This window comes from Rathayibacter sp. AY1A2, from assembly GCF_002930935.1.
Taxonomy (GTDB): Bacteria; Actinomycetota; Actinomycetes; order Actinomycetales; family Microbacteriaceae; genus Rathayibacter.
On the sequence record NZ_PSTP01000001.1, the window covers coordinates 278,129 to 296,156 of the forward strand.

An 18,028-nucleotide genomic window follows, 5' to 3' on the forward strand; every position below is an offset into this window, starting at 1 on the left:
GCATCGATCCCCCGGCGGCGTCGGTCGCCGCCGGGCGTCAGCGGCCGGCGTCGCGACCCGACGAACTCAGTAGCCGGCGAACGCGTCGGTGCGGATCCGCTTCGCCCCGGCACCGCGCAGGGCGCCGCGGACCGAGTCGACGAACGACGGCGACCCGGAGACGTAGCCCACGCGGCGGCCGGCGTCCGGCACCGCGTCCGCGAGCAGCTCGGCGGTCAGTCGGCCTGTGACGTGCGACCACCGTGCGGGCAGGTCGGTCGGCGCCTCCTTCGAGCAGAGCACGACCCGGGCCCCCGACTCCTGCAGCAGGTCGCGGTACGCGACCTCGGCGAGGCTCGGCGCGGCGACCACGACGACGACGTCGCGCCGCGGACCGTCCGCGAGCGAGCGGAGCTGACTGGCGAACGGGGTGATCCCGATGCCGCCCGCCACCAGCAGCAGCGGCACGGTGGGATCGGCCGGCAGGACGAAGTCACCGCCGACGCTCGTCGCCCGGAGCGAGTCGCCGGGCTCCAGCGCGGCGAGGGCGCGCTTGAAGCTGCTCGCCTTCTCCGGCATCCGCAGGGCGATCGCGATCTCGCCGTCGGACGGAGCGGAGGAGACCGAGAAGGTGCGCCGGCTGCCCCGGCTGTCGGCGCGGTGCGGCAGGTCGAGCTCGAGCCACTGGCCCGGCTCGAAGGTCAGCGGCGAGCGGGAGCGGAAGCGGTACTCCGCGATGCCCGGCGCCAGCACGCGGGTCGAGGCGAGCTCGAGCGTGTGCCGCCGACGCTGGCGGAATGCGAAGGCGAACGCGAGGGCGTTGCCGACCACGAGGCCCAGCTCCGGAGTGGCGGAGACGACGCCGATGTGGAAGGGGACGCTCGCCACGAGCGCTGCGACGACCGCGATGATCAGCTGCTGCGAGCGGCGCGGCGCGAGCGTGAGCGGCTCCGTCAGCATGAAGGCGCCGGCGAAGACGAAGGGGTAGGCCGTGAGGACCAGGGCCGCCGCGGCGCCGAGGTCCTGGCCGTTCTGCACCGCCTGCTGCACGGACACCCCGCCGGCGACGACGACGAAGACGGCGAAGACGGCCCAGCGGCGGACCCGCGCGACGATCAGGAGGGAACCCACGACGACGAACGGCCAGATCGCGCCACTGGCGATCCACCAGGCTCCGGCGTTGAGCCCCGTGAAGCCGATGATCAGCACGGCGACCGCGGCCGGGTTGAAGAGGTGGCGGCCCCGCCAGGCGAGGACGTACTTGGACGCGGCGGCGATCGCGCCGACGAGCGCGATCACGGCGAGCCCGCGGGGATCGGCCGTCGGGAAGAGCAGGCAGGCGATCAGCAGACCGGTGACGAGCGAGGACTCCAGGTGCGCGCGGCTGCGGAACAGCCTCGCGAGGACCGCGCTGACCAGGGCCGTCGAGACGACGGCGACCAGCGTCGTGCCGAGGATCTCGAGCGGCGACGAGAAGATCAGGCCGGCTGCGGCGTAGCCGACGGCGACGAGCAGGAGCGCGGCGAGCGTCATCCAGACCAGCCGGTAGGTGGTGACGCGGCCGAGGGCGCGGTCGAAGGTGCCGATCATCGGAAGACCTCTCCGGGGAAGGAAGGCGAGTAGTGGAGGGTGCCGTCGCTGCGGACGCGGACGAACTCGAAGTCGAAGCGCTCGGCGAGGGCCTCGGGCGGGCAGACGAACAGCGCGGTCGCGAGCCCGTCGGCGACGAGGGCCGTGTCGGCCACCGCCCAGGTGGCGACGATGCTCTCGACCGGAGCTCCGGTCCGCCCGTCGAGGACGTGGTGGAGGCCGCTGCCCCAGGCGCGGCGGTTGCTCGCCGAGCCGCAGAGCGCGCGGTCGCCGGGCACCGCCACTCCCAGTGCGCTGCTCGGGTCCCACGGGTGCTCGAGGCCGACCCGGACGGGTCCGGCTCCGATGCCCCGGAGGTCGCCGCTCGCGTCGACGACGGCGGGCCCGACTCCGTCGAACTCCTCGAGGACGAGGTCTACGAGCTGGCCCTTGCCCGCGGCGCCGACGTCGACGACGGTCCCGGGCTCGACCCGCAGTCCCGCCGCCCCGCGTCGGGCGGCGGCCCAGGAGGGAGCGGGGACGGCGGGTCCGCGCGGGACGAGGGTGTACGCGGAGTCGTAGCCGAGCTGCTCGAGAGAGCCGCCGACGAAGGGGGTGACCGCCCCGCCGGTCAGCTCGTCGAGCACGTCGTACAGTGCGAAGAGGTCGGCCGCCTCGTCGGGGAAGACGTGCTCGCCTCCGACCCGCAGCTGCGAGACGGCGGAGTCGTCACGGAACCGCGACCAGGTGCGGTCGTACTCCGCGATGCGCGCCTCGACCCGCGAGCGGTGGGAGGGCTCGAGCGGCTCGGCGGTGTCGATCTGCCAGCCGGTGCCGATCGCGTCGAACCTCCACGCGTGGCCGAGGACCGTCGGGGCGTCAGGCCGTGGCATCGGCCTTGATGGTCTCGACGGCGTCGTTGAAGCCGCCGGAGGTGAGGGAGGACCCCGACACCTTGGAGACCTTCAGCTCGTCGAGCTGCTTGCCGACGACCTCGCCCGCGATGCCACCCGCGAAGCGCGACTGGTACTGCTGGCCGGTGGGGTTCTCCGACTCCGGGGTCACGGTCACGTCGGTGACGACGCCGTCGGCGAGGGTCAGCGAGACGCCCACCTTCTCGTTCCCTCCGGGCGAGGTGTAGGCGCCCTCGGCCTCGTAGGTGCCGTCGGCGTAGCTGCTGCCGCTCGCGGCGGAGGACGCGGCGCCGGTGGCCTCGGGGGCGGAGCTGGTGGCGGTGCTCGGAGCGGTGGTGGTCGCCGCGTCGGCGGCGTCGCTCCCGGTCGTGGTGGTGCTGGAGCAGGCGGCGAGCGCGGCGAGGGTGCCGGCGCCGGCGAGGAGGGTCAGGGCGTAGCGGGCGGGAGTCGTGGTCTTCGCGGTCATGTCTGTTCTCCTGGTCGAGGCGGACGCGGCGGATCCGACGGTAGAGGTGCTCGCTTCGAGCACCCGATGAGGCGGCGGTGCGGAGCCGGTGAGCCGGGCCGCGGGCGTCGCTTCCTCCAGGACAACGGCGGCGGTCCCGGTTCGGTTCAGCGCTCGTCCGACGGGCGTGTCAGCGCAGGAGTGCGGCGACCACTCCGGGCAGGTGCTCCGCGATGTCGAGCGCGGCGATCGGGCCGCCGGCGGAGGCGCTCCGTCCGGCCTCCGCGTGCAGGACGGCGGCCGCGGCGGCCACGGGGGCGAGGTCCTCCGCCGTCAGAGTCGCCCCGGCCGCCTCGGCGTCCGCGGCCCGACCGGCGAGGAGTGCGCCGAGCACGCCGCCGAGGACGTCGCCGCTGCCCGCGGTCGCCAGCCAGGGCGTGGATCCGGAGACCTCGAGCTCGACGCCGCCCGCGACGACGTGGGTGGTGCCGCCCTTGAGGAGCACGCAGACTCCGAGGCGGTCCGCCGCCCGGCGCGCCCACTCCCCCGGGGCCTCGGCGATCGTCGCGGCGTCCGCGCCCAGACCCGCTCGGCCGAGCACTCCGGCGAGCTCGCGGTAGTGCGGCGTGATGACGACCGGGCCTGCGGCCTCGTCGATCAGGTCGAGCGCGCCCGCGTCGAGCACCACCGGGACTCCCGAGTGCAGCTGCTCGATCAGGGTGCGCCGCTCCTCGTCGCTGCGGTCCTCGGCGCTGGTGCCGGAGCCGACGAGCCAGGCCTGCACGCGCCCCACCGCGGTCACGACCTCCGGCCGCCGGGCGAGCACCAGGCCCCCGGGCCGCTCCGGTCCGAGGTAGCGGACCATGCCGACTCCCGTCCGCACCGCCGCCTCGACGCCGAGCACCGCCGCTCCCGGGTACCGCTCCGACCCGGTCGCGATCCCCAGCACCCCGCGCGTGTACTTGTCGTCGTCCTCCCGCGGCACCCTGATGCTCCGCGCCGCCTCCGCCGTCCCGACCCGCTCACCCATCCCGCCACCCTACGTCGCCCTGCGACCGAGCCGCCCGGTGCCGGCGCAGCCGCACTGATGCCGGCGCGGCGCACTGGTGCCGGCGCAGCCGCACCCCTCTCCCCTTTCTCCAGGGGGGCGCGTGTGCTGGAGGGGGCATTCGCTGGGCGAAGGAGGAAGCGGTACCGGCGGTACCGCGCCCGACGACAACGCCGCGAACGCCCCCTCCAGCACCCGCGGGCGCGGGCCGCGGAGGGGTCGGATGCAAGGCGGAGGAGGAAGCGATACCGGCGGTATCGCGCCCGACGACAACGCCGCCGAACGCCCCCTCCAGCACCCGCGGGCGCGGGCCGCGGAGGGGTCGGATGCAAGGCGGAGGAGGAAGCGATACCGGCGGTATCGCGCCCGACGACAACGCCGCCTCCAGCACCCGCGGGCGCGGGCCGCGGAGGGGTCGGATGCAAGGCGGAGGAGGAAGCGATACCGGCGGTATCGCGCCCGACGACAACGCCCCCTCCAGCACCCGCGGGCGCGGGCCGCGGAGGGGTCGGATGCAAGGCGGAGGAGGAAGCGATACCGGCGGTATCGCGCCCGACGACAACGCCGCAGACGGCCCCTCCGCGGCCCGCGCCTAGCGGCGGGTGGCGTCGTCGACTTCGCCGACGAGCTCCTCGATGATGTCCTCGAGGAACAGCACTCCGGTGGCGCGGCCCTGCTCGTCGAACGCCCGGGCGAGGTGGGCGCCGGTGCGCCGCATGATCGCGAGGGCGTCCTCGAGGTCGGTGGCCTCGAAGATCGAGGCGAGCTGGCGGATGCGCTTGGCGGGGACGGGGAGGCGGAACTTGGCGCCCTCCGTGTCGCCGTCGAGGTCGAGGACGTCCTTGAGGTGGATGTAGCCCTCGGGGGTGCCGTCCTCCCCGAGGATCACGTAGCGCGAGAAGCCGTGCTTGGCGACGGCGCGCTCGACGTCGGCGGGGGTCGCTCCGCTGGGGAGGCTGACGATCCCGTCGAGGGGCAGGGCGACGTCGTGGACCTTCTTCTCGGTGAACTCGAACGCGGCGAGGAGGGTCCCGGTCGAGTCGCGGAGCGTGCCCTCGCGGGTGGACTGGTCGACGATCGTCTGCACCTCCTCGAGCGTGAAGGTGCTGTTCGCCTCGTCCTTGGGCTCCACCTTGAAGAGGCGGAGCACTCCGTTCGAGACCGCGTTGAGGGCGACGATGATCGGGCGGAGGACCCGGGCGATGGCGACGAGCGGCGGCGCCAGGAGGAGCACGGCGCGGTCGGGCATCGAGAACGAGATGTTCTTGGGGACCATCTCGCCGAGCACCACGTGCAGGAACGACACGATCAGCAGCGTGATGACGAAGGCGACGGTGCCGGAGAGCTCGTCGGGGATGCCGACGGCGTGCAGCGGCACCTCGAGCAGGTGGTGGATCGCCGGCTCGCTCACGTTGAGGATCAACAGCGAGCAGACGGTGATGCCCAGCTGCGTGGTCGCGAGCATCAGTGTGGCGTGCTCCATCGCGGCGAGCGCGGTGATCGCGCTGCGGCGTCCGCTCTCCGCGAGGGGCTCGATCTGGGAGCGGCGCGCGGAGATGACCGCGAACTCCGCTCCGACGAAGAAGGCGTTCGCGGCGAGGAGCACCACGAGCCAGGCGATTCCGGCCCAGTCACTCATCGTCGGACTCCTTCCGTCCGCGGTGTCCGCGGGCGACGTCGGCGAGCGGGTCGGGGATCCCGTCGGGATCCGCGTCGGGGTCGGGCGTGAAGCGGAGGCGGTCGATGCGGCGGCCGTCCAGGCGCTCGACGCGCAGCGAGCCGCCCTCGACGTCGACCCGGTCGCCGACGGCGGGGAGGCGGCCGAGCTCGCTCATCACGAATCCGGCGACCGTCTCGTAGGGCCCCTCCTCGGGGATGTGCACGCCGGCGCGGTCGAGGACCTCGTCGGGGCGGAGCATGCCGGGGAAGGTGGTGGAGCCGGGGAGCTTGACCACGTCGGCCCGGGAGCGGTCGTGCTCGTCGGCGACCTCGCCGACCAGCTCCTCGACCAGGTCCTCGAGCGTGGCGACGCCCGCCGTCCCGCCGTACTCGTCGACGACGACCGCGAGCTGGAAGCCGCGTCCGCGCAGCTCCGTGAGCAGCACATCGAGCTTCATGGTCTCGGGGACGCGGAGCGGCTCGGAGCGCAGCGCCGTGACCGGCACGTCGGACCTCTTGCCGCGGGGCACGGCGACGGCCTGCTTGACGTGCACGACTCCGACGATGTCGTCGATGTCGTCGTCCGTGATCGGGAAGCGCGAGAACCCGGTGGTGCGGGCGAGGTCGAGCACGTCCTGCGCGGTGCTCGCGCGCTCGACCGTCGACAGGCGCAGGCGCGGCGTCATCACGTCGCCCGCGGTGAGGGCGGAGAAGCGGAGGGTGCGCCCGAGCAGGTCGGCCGTGTCCTCCTCGAGCAGTCCGGCGCTGGCGGAGTGGCGCACGAGGCTCGAGAGCTCCTCGGCGCTGCGGGCGCCCGAGAGCTCCTCCTTCGGCTCGATGCCGACCAGGCGCAGCAGGGCGTTCGCGCTGCCGTTCAGCAGGGCGACGGCCGGGCGGAACACCGTCGTGAACGCGGTCTGCAGCGGCACGACGAGCTTCGCGGTCGCCCGCGGCAGAGCGAGGGCGAAGTTCTTGGGGACCAGCTCGCCGAGGATCATCGACAGCAGGGTCGCGATGACGATGGCGACCACCGTCATGACCGGCGCGAGCGCCTCCTCCGGGATGCCGAGTCCGCTGAACGGCTCCTGGAGCAGCGTCGAGAGGGCGGGCTCCATCGTGTAGCCGGTGAGCAGCGTCGTGAGAGTGATGCCCAGCTGCGCGCTCGAGAGGTGCGTGGAGGTGACGCGCAGGGCCGCGATGGTCATGCCCAGGCGCGTCTCGCCGCGGTCGCGACGGGCCTCGAGGTCGGCCCGGTCGAGGTTCACCAGCGCGAACTCGCTGGCGACGAAGACGCCGGTGCCCAGGGTCAGCAGCAGGCCGACGCCGAGGAGGAGCCACTCAGTTCCCACGGTGGTCGCCCCCGGTCACGAGAGGGAGGTGCGAGGAGGGCCGGACGGTGCGGGCCGGCGGAGCGGCGGCACCGGAGCGTCGAGCGGGAGTCCGAGGAGCACGGCAGTGAGCGGAACAGGCCGGATGCGCAGAGGGAGGGTCGTCCATTGTGGCGCCGAGTCTACCCGCCGCGGAGCGCCGCCGGGCGTGCTCCGACGCGGCGGCTCAGAGCCACTTCTTCCGCTTGAACACCGCGTAGAGCGCGAAGCCGAACAGCACCATCAGGCCCAGCGCCCAGGGGTAGCCGAGCCGCCAGTGCAGCTCCGGCATGTCGTCGAAGTTCATCCCGTAGATGCCGGCCACGAGCGTCGGGGCGAAGAGGATCGCCGCCCACGAGGAGATCTTGCGGACCACGTCGTTCTGGGCGAGCCCGGTCTCGGTCTGCCGGCGCGAGACGAGCGTCGAGTGCACCGTGAGCGCCTTGTCGAGGATCGCGCGCAGGGAGTCGACCGCCTCCGTCACGCGGATGGTGTGGTCGAGCACGTCGCGGAGGGAGCGGCGCAGCTCGATCCGCTCCGGCGAGGGCGAGGGCTCCCCCTCCACGGGCGTCGACTCCTGCAGCAGCTCGTGCAGCAGGGCGGTCAGCGGCTGCACCGAGCGCTGGAAGTGGATGACCTCGCGCGAGAGCCGGTAGATGCGCTCCGAGAGCCCGTCGTCCGAGCCGTCGCCGAAGAGCTGGTCCTCGATCTCGTCCACGTCGCCCTGGACGCCGAACACCACCGGCGCGTACTCGTCGACGACCTGGTCGAGGATCGCGTAGAGCACCGCTTCGGGCCCGCGGGCGAGGAGGGCCGGATCCTCCTCCAGGCGGCGGCGCACGCGGGCGAGGTCCGGGGAGTCGGCGTGCCGGATGGTGACCACGAAGTCGGGGCCGACGAAGACGTGCAGCTCGCCGAAGACGACCGTCTCGGCGGCGTCCGCGTAGCGCGCCGGCCGCAGCACGACGAAGAGCCCGTCGTCGTAGCGCTCGAGCTTGGCCCGCTGGTGCCCGCTGAGCGCGTCCTCGACAGCGAGCGGATGCAGCCCGAACTCCTCGGCGACTGCCTCGACCTCCTCGCGCGTCGGGCGGTAGAGGCCGATCCAGGCCATGCCGTGCTCGTCGCGCATCAGCTCGAAGGTGTCCTCGAGCGAGTCGGGGTTCCGGATGCGGCGGCCGTCGACGTACACGGCGTTGTCGACGATGGTCATGGGCTCGGTTCTAGCACGCGGCGCCCGCTCACCAGCTGACCGGCAGCGCCTTGCCCTCCTCGTAGCCCGCGGCCGACTGCAGGCCCACGTGCGCCCGCTCGTGGAAGTCGGCCACGCTCCGGGCGCCGGCGTAGGTGAAGGACGAGCGGACCCCCGAGGTGATCATGTCGAGCAGGTCCTCGACCGAGGGCCGCAACGGGTCGAGGTAGATGGTGGAGGAGGAGATGCCCTCGGCGAAGAGGCGCTTGCGGGCGAGCTCGTAGGCGTCGAGGCGGTCGAAGCGCTCCTGCACCGCCTTGGCCGAGGCCATGCCCCAGCTCTCCTTGTAGACCCGGCCGACCGCGTCGCTGCGCAGCTCCCCCGGCGCCTCGATCGTGCCGGCGAACCAGGAGCCGATCATCACGGAGGCGGCGCCCGCGGCCAGCGCGAGGGCGACGTCGCGCGGGTAGCGCACCCCGCCGTCCGCCCAGACGTGGGCGCCCAGCTCGTGCGCGCGCTCGGCCGTCTCGAGGACGGCCGAGAACTGCGGTCGGCCGACCGCGGTCATCATCCGCGTGGTGCACATCGCGCCGGGGCCGACGCCGACCTTGAGGATGTCCGCTCCCGCGTCGACGAGGTCGTGCACCGCGTCGGCCGTGACGACGTTGCCCGCCGCGATCGGCACTCCGAGATCGAGCGCGGAGACCGTCCGGAGCGCCCGGAGCATCCCCTCCTGATGGCCGTGCGCGGTGTCGAGGACGAGGACGTCGACGCCCGCGGAGACGAGCGCGCGCGCCTTCGCCTCGACGTCGCCGTTGATGCCGATCGCCGCCGCGACGCGCAGACGCCCGTCCGCGTCGAGCGCCGGGTCGTAGACGGTGGAGCGGAGGGCGCCGGTGCGCGACAGCGTGCCGACCAGGGCGCCGTGGTGCAGCACGGGGGCGAAGTCGAGGTCGGCGGCCACCATGAGGTCGAAGGCGGCCCGCGCGGTGGGCACGTCGTCGGCGTCGATCGAGGGGGTGGCGGAGTGCACCAGGTCGCCCAGGCGCGCGTCCGGCAGCGCGGTCGCCAGGCGCGCGGCCGGGACGCAGCCGAGGATCGCGCCGCCCTCCTCCTGCACCACGAAGCCGTGGCCGGCGACGGCCGGCAGGATGCGCAGCGCCTCCTCCACGGTCGTCGCCGGCGAGGCGGTGAGGGCGCCGGAGAAGGCGACCGGCTGGCGCTTCACCCAGCGGATCGCGGCGTCCAGCGCCTGCAGGGGCATGTCCTGCGGGAGGACGCCGAGCCCGCCCCGGCGCGCGAGCGTCGCTGCGAGGCGCTGACCGGTGACCGAGTTCATGTTGGAGGAGACGACGGGGATCGTCGCCCCGGTGCCGTCGCCCGGGGCGAGCGAGACGTCGAGGCGGCTCGTCACCGACGAGCGGCCGGGGACGAGGAAGACGTCCGAGTAGGTGAGGTCGCCTGAGGGTCTTCCGCCGGAGAAACGCATGGGGGAAACGCTACTCCGGCGCGGCCCCGGGTCGGCCGTGCAGGGAACGGGGCTAGGCTTGGCGACCGGGACGGGACCAGGCGACGGCACCGGTTCCCGCTGGTGCGAGGACGACCTCCTCCGCCGCGGTGGCAGGCGCCGAGGGATGCGACGGGCCCGTCCGGATGATCGAGGACGAATCAACGGAGAGAGTGGGCGATCGGCTGTGTCGAGCCAGTTGACCGGAGCAGGAACAGAGCAGGGCGCGGAGGACTTCGGAGCCAACGAGTGGCTCGTGGAGGAGCTGTACGAGCAGTACAGCGCCGACCGCGCCTCGGTGGACGAGTCCTGGTGGCCCATCCTGGAGCGCTACGGCGCCCAGCTCGCGAACTCCGGCAAGGACGCTCCGGCTCCGGCTCCCGCCGCGGCCCCCGCGCCCGCCGCCTCGAAGCCCGCCGCTGCCGCCGAACGCGTCTCGTCGAGCGGCGGAGGCGCCGTGACCCATCCCGCCGCGGCCTCCTCCTCCGAGTCGACCCCCGCCTCCCGCACCACGTCGAAGCAGCCGAAGGCGCAGCCGATCCCGGCCGACGCTCCGGTGAGCAAGCCCTCCGCCGAGGACTCGACGCCGGACGAGGACGTCGTCACCCCGCTCCGCGGCATGGCGAAGAGCCTCGCGACCAACATGGACGCCAGCCTCAGCATCCCCACCGCGACGAGCGTCCGCACGATCCCGGCGAAGCTGATGATCGACAACCGCATCGTCATCAACAACCACCTGCGCCGCACCCGCGGCGGCAAGGTCTCGTTCACGCACCTGATCGGCTGGGCGCTCATCCGCGCGCTCAAGGACTTCCCGAGCCAGAACGTGTTCTACGACGAGGTCGACGGCAAGCCCGCGGTCGTCGCCCCGGCGCACGTCAACCTCGGCATCGCGATCGACATGCCCAAGCCCGACGGCACGCGCGCCCTGCTCGTGCCGAGCATCAAGCGCGCCGACACGCTCAGCTTCACGGCCTACCTCTCGGCCTACGAGGACCTGGTCAAGCGCGCGCGCGGCAACAAGCTCGTCGCCGGCGACTTCGCGGGCACCACGCTCTCGCTGACGAACCCCGGCGGCATCGGCACGGTCCACTCCGTCCCCCGCCTGATGAAGGGCCAGGGCTGCATCATCGGAGCCGGCGCCCTCGAGTACCCGGCGGAGTTCCAGGGCGCGTCCGAGAAGACGCTGGTCGAGCTGGGCATCGGCAAGACCATCACCCTGACCTCGACCTACGACCACCGCGTCATCCAGGGCGCCGGCTCGGGCGAGTTCCTCAAGATCGTGCACGAGCTCCTGCTCGGCGGCCGCGGCTTCTACGAGGACATCTTCGCCGCGCTGCGCATCCCCTACGACCCGATCCACTGGTCGACGGACATCGCCGTCGACCTCGCCGAGCGCGTCTCCAAGACCGCCCGCGTGCAGGAGCTCATCAACTCGTTCCGCGTCCGCGGGCACCTGATGGCCGACGTCGACCCGCTGGAGTACGTGCAGCGCTCGCACCCCGACCTCGCCATCGAGAGCCACGGCCTCACCTTCTGGGACCTCGACCGCGAGTTCGTCACGGACGGCTTCGGCGGCAAGCGCCAGCTCAAGCTGCGCGACATCCTCGGGATCCTCCGCGACTCGTACTGCCGCACCGTCGGCGTCGAGTACATGCACATCCAGGACCCGGAGCAGCGCGCCTGGATGCAGCAGAAGCTCGAGCGCGGCTACGAGAAGCCGGGCCACGACGAGCAGCTGCGCATCCTGGGCAAGCTCAACGAGGCCGAGGCCTTCGAGACCTTCCTGCAGACCAAGTACGTGGGCCAGAAGCGCTTCTCGCTCGAGGGCGGGGAGTCGCTCATCGCGCTGCTCGACGCCGTCCTGCAGGGCGCGGCCGACGAGCACCTCGACGAGGTCGCGATCGGCATGGCCCACCGCGGCCGCCTGAACGTGCTGACCAACATCGCCGGCAAGACCTACGGCCAGATCTTCCGCGAGTTCGAGGGCACCCAGGACCCGCGCACGGTCCAGGGCTCCGGAGACGTGAAGTACCACCTCGGCACCGAGGGCACCTTCCGCGGCGCCGCGGGTGAGGAGATCCCGGTCTACCTGGCGGCGAACCCCTCGCACCTCGAGGCCGTGAACGGCGTGCTCGAGGGCATCGTCCGCGCCAAGCAGGACCGCAAGCCCATCGGCACCTTCACCACGCTGCCGATCCTCGTGCACGGCGACGCCGCGATGGCGGGCCAGGGCGTGGTGGTCGAGACCCTGCAGATGTCGCAGCTGCGCGCGTACCGCACCGGCGGCACGATCCACATCAACATCAACAACCAGGTCGGGTTCACGACTCCCCCTCACGAGGCCCGCACCTCGATCTACTCGACCGACGGCGCGAAGACGATCCAGGCGCCGATCTTCCACGTGAACGGCGACGACCCCGAGGCGGTCGTCCATGTCGGGCAGCTCGCGTTCGAGTACCGCCAGCGATTCCACCGCGACGTGGTCATCGACCTGATCTGCTACCGCCGGCGCGGGCACAACGAGGGCGACGACCCCTCGATGACCCAGCCGCTGATGTACAGCCTGATCGAGGCCAAGCGCTCGGTCCGCAAGCTGTACACCGAGGCGCTTGTCGGCCGCGGCGACATCACCGAGGAGGAGTACGACCGCGCCCACCAGGACTTCCAGGACCGCCTGGAGCGCGCGTTCGCCGAGACCCACGCCGCGCAGACCGGCGCGATCCCCGTGATCACCGCCGACGGCGACTCCGTGGCCGACCTCGAGCTGCCCGACGCGCAGCAGGGCGAGGACTACCCGGGCGAGCCCGAGGTGACCGGCGTGAAGACCGAGGTCGTCACCCGCATCGGCGACGCGTTCACGACGCCGCCCGAGGGCTTCACCGTGCACCCCAAGCTCCAGCAGCTGCTGGCGAAGCGCCAGGAGATGAGCCGCTCCGGCTCCATCGACTGGGCCTTCGGCGAGCTGCTCGCGCTCGGCTCGCTGCTGCTCGAGGACACCCCGGTGCGCCTCGTCGGCCAGGACACGCGCCGCGGGACCTTCGTCCAGCGCCACGCTGTCCTCCACGACCGCGAGAACGGCCAGGAGTGGCTGCCGCTGATGAACCTGTCCGAGCAGCAGGCCCGGCTCTGGATCTACGACTCGCTGCTTTCGGAGTACGCGGCGATGGCGTTCGAGTACGGCTACTCGGTGGAGCGGCCCGACTCGCTCGTGCTGTGGGAGGCGCAGTTCGGCGACTTCGCGAACGGCGCCCAGATCGTGATCGACGAGTTCATCTCCTCCGCCGAGCAGAAGTGGGGCCAGCGCTCGTCGCTCGTTCTCCTGCTCCCGCACGGCTACGAGGGCCAGGGCCCCGACCACTCGTCGGCCCGGATCGAGCGCTACCTGCAGATGTGCGCGGAGCGGAACATGACCGTCGCGCGCCCGTCGACGCCGGCGTCCTACTTCCACCTGCTGCGCCGCCAGGCATACTCCCGGCCCCGCCGACCGCTGATCGTCTTCACCCCGAAGGCGATGCTGCGCCTGCGCGGAGCCTCGAGCCCGGTCGAGGACTTCACCTCGGGCCGCTTCCAACCGGTGATCGACGATGCGCGGATCCAGGACGCCTCCGCCGTGAAGCGCGTCCTGCTCCACGCCGGCAAGGTCCACTACGACCTCAAGGCGGAGCTCGAGAAGAAGCCCGACGACGGCATCGCGCTGGTCCGGGTCGAGCAGTACTACCCGGCGCCGATCGAGGAGCTGCGCGGCATCGCCGAGCGCTACCCGGACGCGGAGCTCGTCTGGGTGCAGGACGAGCCCGAGAACCAGGGCGCCTGGCCGTTCATGGCCCTCGAGGTCGCTCCGAAGCTGGGCCGGTCCATGCGCGTGGTCTCGCGCCCGTCCGCGGCCTCCCCCGCGGCCGGCTCGGCCAAGCGGCACGCCTCCGAGCAGGCCGACCTGCTGTCGCGGGCGCTCACCCGCTGACCCGCGGTCCGCACGACGCGGTCGGGCCCGTCGGAACCTCGTGTTCCGGCGGGCCCGTCGCGTTGCGGGCGGACCGTGCCTGACCGCAGGCCCGCAGAGACCGGCAGGAGCGCGCGCGACGTGCGGGTGCCACGGCGCCTGGAGGCCGCCGGACACGACGGAGCCCCGGCCCTTCGAGGGCCCGCGGTGCGCGGGAGGTCTCGAACGGCCGGGGCTCCCCGGGTCGTGCGGCGCCTAGAGGCGGGCGGGCGCCTGGGAGTGCGCGGCGTGCTCGTCGCGGAGCATGCCGAGCACCTGGGCGCGGAGGTCCTCCGGCGCCGTCTCCTTGCACGCCCGCTGCACGGCGACCGTGAGCACCACGCCGACCTTCGCCTCGTCGGCGCAGTCGACGCATCCCGCCATGTGCTCGCGGATGTCGGCGGCGTCCTCCTTGCACAGCTCGTTGTGGAGGTACTCCTCGAGCTCGGCCTTCGCCTTCGTGCAGCCGCTGTCGGTCATTTCGTGCTCCCGGAAGTGAATGCGGCGCGGAATCCGCGCTCGCGTGCGTAGTCGGTGAGTCGTTCGCGCAGCATGCGCCGGCCGCGGTGCAGCCGGCTCATGACGGTCCCGACGGGGGTCTTCATGATGTCCGCGATCTCCTGGTAGGAGAAGCCTTCGACATCGGCGAAGTAGACGGCGAGCCGGAAGTCCTCCGGGATCGCCTGGAGCGCCTCCTTCACCGCGGTGTCGGGGAGGTGGTCGATCGCCTCCGCCTCGGCCGAGCGGCTGGAAGTGGCCGTGGTCGACTCGGCGCCGCCCAGCTGCCAGTCCTCGAGCTCGTCGATCGCGCTCTGGTAGGGCTCGCGCTGCTTCTTGCGGTACGAGTTGATGAACGTGTTCGTGAGGATGCGGTAGAGCCAGGCCTTCAGGTTGGTGCCCTGCTCGAACTGGCGGAATGCGCCGAACGCCTTCGCGAACGTCTCCTGCACGAGGTCCTGCGCGTCGGAGGGGTTCTTCGTCATCCGCAGACCGGCCGCGTAGAGCTGGTCGATGAAGGGCAGCGCCTGCTGCTCGAAGAGGGAGCGGAGATCGACGGGAGCCTCGACCGGGGCGTCGTCCAGCGACTCCTCGACGGTCTCCACGATCGTCTGCTCCGCGTCGGCGGGCTCGGGAGCCTCGTCGGCGGGGGTGGTGCGGGGTTCGTCGTCGCGAGTCATCACGAGCGATTCTAGAGCGGCGGCACGGCGGACGACCGGGGTTGCGGCGCGAGGGCGCCTTCGGGCGACGGGCCTGCTGCTCCGGAGGACCGGGGGTGCTGCCGTCATGCTCCGCCTCCGTCACGCTCCTGACGACGCCCTGCGCGCCGACTATCCTGACAACCGATGGTCTTCTCGCGTTATTCCGCCCCCGAGTTCGATCCGTACGGCGACGCCCGTGCGCTCCCCGGCGACGACGCCTGGCCCGCACCCCTCGCGGCCGGCGCTCTCGACGCCGAGGTCGGCCTGCCCGGCTCCAAGTCGCTGACCAACCGGGAGCTGGTGCTCGCCGCTCTGGCGGACGGACCCTCCACGCTGCGGGCGCCGCTGCACTCCCGCGACAGCGCCCTGATGATCGAGGCGCTGCGCTCGCTCGGCACCACGATCCGGGAGTCCGGCTCGACCGGCGGCTTCGGCGCCGACCTGGTCGTGGAGCCCGCGGAGGAGCTGCTCGGCTCGACGACGATCGACTGCGGGCTCGCGGGCACCGTGATGCGCTTCGTCCCGCCGCTGGCCGGCCTCGCGCTCGGCCCCACCACCTTCGACGGCGACGCGTACGCGGCGAAGCGGCCGATGGGGGCGACGATCGCCTCCCTCCGCGCGCTCGGCGTCGACGTCGCCGACGACGGCCGCGGCGCGCTCCCCTTCACCGTCCACGGCTCCGGGGCCGTCCGGGGCGGCGACGTCGTCGTCGACGCCTCGCGGTCGAGCCAGTTCGTCTCGGCGCTCCTGCTGGCCGGCGCCCGCTTCGAGGAGGGACTGCACCTGCGCCACGAGGGCAGCGCCGTCCCCTCCCGGCCCCACATCGACATGACCGTCGCCGCGCTGGCGGCACGGGGCGTCGAGGTCGGCACGCCCGCCGACGGCGAGTGGACCGTCGCGCCGCAGCCCATCGCCGGCGCCGACGTGCTGATCGAGCCCGACCTCTCGAACGCCGCGCCGTTCCTCGCTGCGGCCCTCGTCACGGGCGGCCGCGTCCGGCTTCGCCACTGGCCGGCCGTCACCACGCAGGTCGGGGCGCACCTCGAGCGGATCCTGCCGCTGTTCGGCGCCCGCGTCGAGCGCGACGGCGAGGACCTCGTGGTCACCGGCGGCGACGAGATCCTGGGCGTGGACCTCGACCTGTCGGAGGGAGGCGAGCTCGCCCCCGCCCTCGCCGCCCTCGCCGCGCTGGCCTCCACTCCCAGCACCCTGACCGGGATCGGCCACATCCGCCACCACGAGACGGACCGCCTCGCCGCCCTCGCCGCCGAGATCACCGGCCTCGGCGGCCGGGTCACGGAGCTCGAGGACGGTCTGCGCATCGAGCCGGCCGAGCTCCACGGCGGCCGCTGGCGCACCTACTCCGACCACCGCATGGCCCACGCCGGCGCTCTGATCGGCCTCGTGGTCCCCGGCGTGGTGATCGAGGACGTCGCGACGACAGCGAAGACCCTCCCGCAGTTCCCGGAGCTGTGGACGACCCTCGCCGGATCGGTCTGACCCGTGTCGTGGTGGACGGACAGCGGCCTCGACGCCGACGGTGCTCTCGACGACTTCGACGGGTACGACGAGTCGGACGCGCGGGTGCGCCCGAACCCGAAGGGCACGAAGCCCCGGACCAAGAACAGGCCCGCCTACGAGGACGCCGAGATCGCGATGGTGCTCGGCGTCGACCGGGGTCGCTACACGGTGATGATCGGCGACGGGACGCCCGAGGAGCACGAGTTCACGGCGGCCCGGGCCCGCGAGCTGCGGCGCCAGGCGATCGTGGCCGGCGACCGCGTCGACGTGGTCGGGGACTCCAGCGGCGACGAGGGGACGCTCGCCCGCATCGTCCGCATCCGCGAGCGGTCGACCCTCCTCCGCCGCAGCGCCGACGACACCGACGCGATCGAGCGCGTGATCGTCGCCAACGCCGACCAGATGCTCTGCGTGGTGGCCGCCGCCGACCCCGAGCCCCGGACCCGGCTGGTCGACCGCTACCTCGTCGCCGCCTTCGACGCCGGGATCACTCCGATGCTCTGCATCACCAAGACCGACCTCGCGGACCCGGCCCCGTTCCTCCGCAACTTCGAGGGGCTCGACCTCCGCGTGTTCCTCTCGAGCCAGGACGAGCCGCCGGTCGACGAGATCGCCGACGCCCTCCTCGGCCACGAGACCGTGGTCGTCGGGCACTCCGGAGTCGGCAAGTCCACCCTCGTGAACAAGCTCGTCCCGGACGCGCACCGGGCCATCGGGCGCGTGAACACCGTGACGGGCCGCGGCCGGCACACCTCGTCCTCCACCGTCTCGCTGCGCGTGGAGCGCGGCGACCGGCACGGCTGGGTGATCGACACCCCCGGCGTCCGCTCGTTCGGACTCGGCCACGTGAACACCGACAACATCCTCGGCGCGTTCACGACCCTCGCCGTGATCGCCCGGGACTGCCCGCGCGGCTGCACGCACCTGCCCGACTCCCCCGACTGCGCCATCATCGAGGCGGTCGAGGGCGGACTGCTGGGCGCCAGCGGACCGGAGCGCCTCGACTCGCTCCAGCGCCTCCTGACCACCTTCGCCACGACCGACGGAAGCAGACGATGACCGACCTCTCCCCCCTCCCCGCCGAGGCGCGCCTCGCCGCCGGCGACTCCGCTCCGGAGTTCACGCTGCCGAACCAGGACGGCGAGCCCGTCTCGCTCGCGGACTACCGCGGACGGCGCGTCATCCTGTTCTTCTACCCCGAGGCCGACACCCCCGGCTGCACCACGGAGGCCTGCGACTTCCGCGACAACGCGGCGTCCCTCCGCGACTCCGGCTACGAGGTCCTCGGGATCTCGCGGGACGCCCCGGAGGCGCTGCGCCGCTGGGCCGACGCCCAGGGCATCGCGTACCCGCTGCTGAGCGACCCCGACATGACCGTGCACCGCGCGTACGCGGTGTGGGGCGAGAAGAGCCTCTACGGCAAGACCGTCGTCGGCGTGCTGCGCTCGACGTTCGTCGTCGGAGCCGAGGGAGCGCTCGAGTTCGCGCAGTACGGCGTCCGGGCGACCGGGCACGTGCAGGCGCTCCGCAAGAAGCTGAAGCTCGTCTGACCCCGGGGCGCGCGGTGCAGGTCATCGTGCGCCACCGGCTCTCGGGGTTCCGCTCGTATGCGAGCATCTCTCATGTCGACGTGAGCGGCACCGCCCGGT

At 72.8% G+C, this 18,028-nt stretch carries 14 protein-coding genes; 4 read left to right on the forward strand and 10 right to left on the reverse strand.

Features of this window, described 5'->3' with window-relative positions:
- Window positions 1-66: 66 nt before the first annotated feature.
- From C5B93_RS01295 to C5B93_RS01330, 8 genes are all read right to left on the reverse strand, one after another.
- Entirely contained in the window at window positions 67-1,569 is a 1,503-nt protein-coding gene (locus C5B93_RS01295) for an oxidoreductase (protein ID WP_104291584.1), read from the reverse strand.
- The gene (locus C5B93_RS01300) at window positions 1,566-2,441 is read right to left on the reverse strand and encodes an FAD:protein FMN transferase (RefSeq protein WP_104291585.1); all 876 of its coding nucleotides are present in this window, start codon (window positions 2,439-2,441) and stop codon (window positions 1,566-1,568) included. The genes C5B93_RS01295 and C5B93_RS01300 overlap by 4 nt, the downstream gene beginning before the upstream one ends.
- Entirely contained in the window at window positions 2,428-2,928 is a 501-nt protein-coding gene (locus tag C5B93_RS01305; RefSeq protein ID WP_104224453.1) for an FMN-binding protein, read from the reverse strand. Before C5B93_RS01305 ends, C5B93_RS01300 begins: the two co-directional genes overlap by 14 nt.
- A gap of 169 nt (window positions 2,929-3,097) precedes the next feature.
- Entirely contained in the window at window positions 3,098-3,937 is an 840-nt protein-coding gene (locus tag C5B93_RS01310; RefSeq protein WP_104291586.1) for an ADP/ATP-dependent (S)-NAD(P)H-hydrate dehydratase, read from the reverse strand.
- 610 nt (window positions 3,938-4,547) lie between these two features.
- A complete protein-coding gene (locus C5B93_RS01315) occupies window positions 4,548-5,594 on the reverse strand; it encodes a hemolysin family protein (protein ID WP_104224111.1) in 1,047 nt (348 codons plus the stop codon).
- The gene (locus tag C5B93_RS01320) at window positions 5,587-6,963 is read right to left on the reverse strand and encodes a hemolysin family protein (RefSeq protein WP_104225499.1); all 1,377 of its coding nucleotides are present in this window, start codon (window positions 6,961-6,963) and stop codon (window positions 5,587-5,589) included. Before C5B93_RS01320 ends, C5B93_RS01315 begins: the two co-directional genes overlap by 8 nt.
- Window positions 6,964-7,168: 205 nt before the next feature.
- On the reverse strand, window positions 7,169-8,191 hold the full coding sequence (gene corA / locus C5B93_RS01325) for a magnesium/cobalt transporter CorA (protein ID WP_104291587.1): 1,023 nt from the start codon (window positions 8,189-8,191) through the stop codon (window positions 7,169-7,171).
- 28 nt (window positions 8,192-8,219) lie between these two features.
- Entirely contained in the window at window positions 8,220-9,659 is a 1,440-nt protein-coding gene (locus tag C5B93_RS01330; protein ID WP_104291588.1) for a GuaB1 family IMP dehydrogenase-related protein, read from the reverse strand.
- A 205-nt stretch (window positions 9,660-9,864) separates the two neighbouring features.
- On the opposite strand from C5B93_RS01330, the gene C5B93_RS01335 reads away from it, so the two are divergent.
- Entirely contained in the window at window positions 9,865-13,641 is a 3,777-nt protein-coding gene (locus tag C5B93_RS01335) for a multifunctional oxoglutarate decarboxylase/oxoglutarate dehydrogenase thiamine pyrophosphate-binding subunit/dihydrolipoyllysine-residue succinyltransferase subunit (RefSeq protein ID WP_181068290.1), read from the forward strand.
- A 234-nt stretch (window positions 13,642-13,875) separates the two neighbouring features.
- On the opposite strand, the gene C5B93_RS01340 is transcribed toward C5B93_RS01335, so the two are convergent.
- Both C5B93_RS01340 and C5B93_RS01345 read right to left on the reverse strand, forming a co-directional pair.
- The gene (locus tag C5B93_RS01340; protein WP_104224116.1) at window positions 13,876-14,139 is read right to left on the reverse strand and encodes a zf-HC2 domain-containing protein; all 264 of its coding nucleotides are present in this window, start codon (window positions 14,137-14,139) and stop codon (window positions 13,876-13,878) included.
- Window positions 14,136-14,837, reverse strand: coding sequence for a sigma-70 family RNA polymerase sigma factor (locus C5B93_RS01345; RefSeq protein WP_104224117.1), 702 nt, complete (start codon window positions 14,835-14,837; stop codon window positions 14,136-14,138). Before C5B93_RS01345 ends, C5B93_RS01340 begins: the two co-directional genes overlap by 4 nt.
- A 165-nt stretch (window positions 14,838-15,002) precedes the next feature.
- Between C5B93_RS01345 and aroA the strand changes: the two genes are divergently transcribed.
- From aroA to bcp, 3 genes are read left to right on the forward strand one after another with little or no spacing between them, the layout of a single operon-like run.
- Complete coding sequence (aroA, locus tag C5B93_RS01350; RefSeq protein WP_104225496.1) at window positions 15,003-16,358, forward strand: 3-phosphoshikimate 1-carboxyvinyltransferase; 1,356 nt, start codon at window positions 15,003-15,005, stop codon at window positions 16,356-16,358.
- 3 nt (window positions 16,359-16,361) lie between these two features.
- Complete coding sequence (gene rsgA, locus C5B93_RS01355; protein ID WP_104224119.1) at window positions 16,362-17,438, forward strand: ribosome small subunit-dependent GTPase A; 1,077 nt, start codon at window positions 16,362-16,364, stop codon at window positions 17,436-17,438.
- Window positions 17,435-17,929, forward strand: coding sequence for a thioredoxin-dependent thiol peroxidase (bcp, locus tag C5B93_RS01360; protein WP_104232788.1), 495 nt, complete (start codon window positions 17,435-17,437; stop codon window positions 17,927-17,929). The genes rsgA and bcp overlap by 4 nt, the downstream gene beginning before the upstream one ends.
- The last annotated feature ends 99 nt before the right edge of the window (window positions 17,930-18,028 follow it).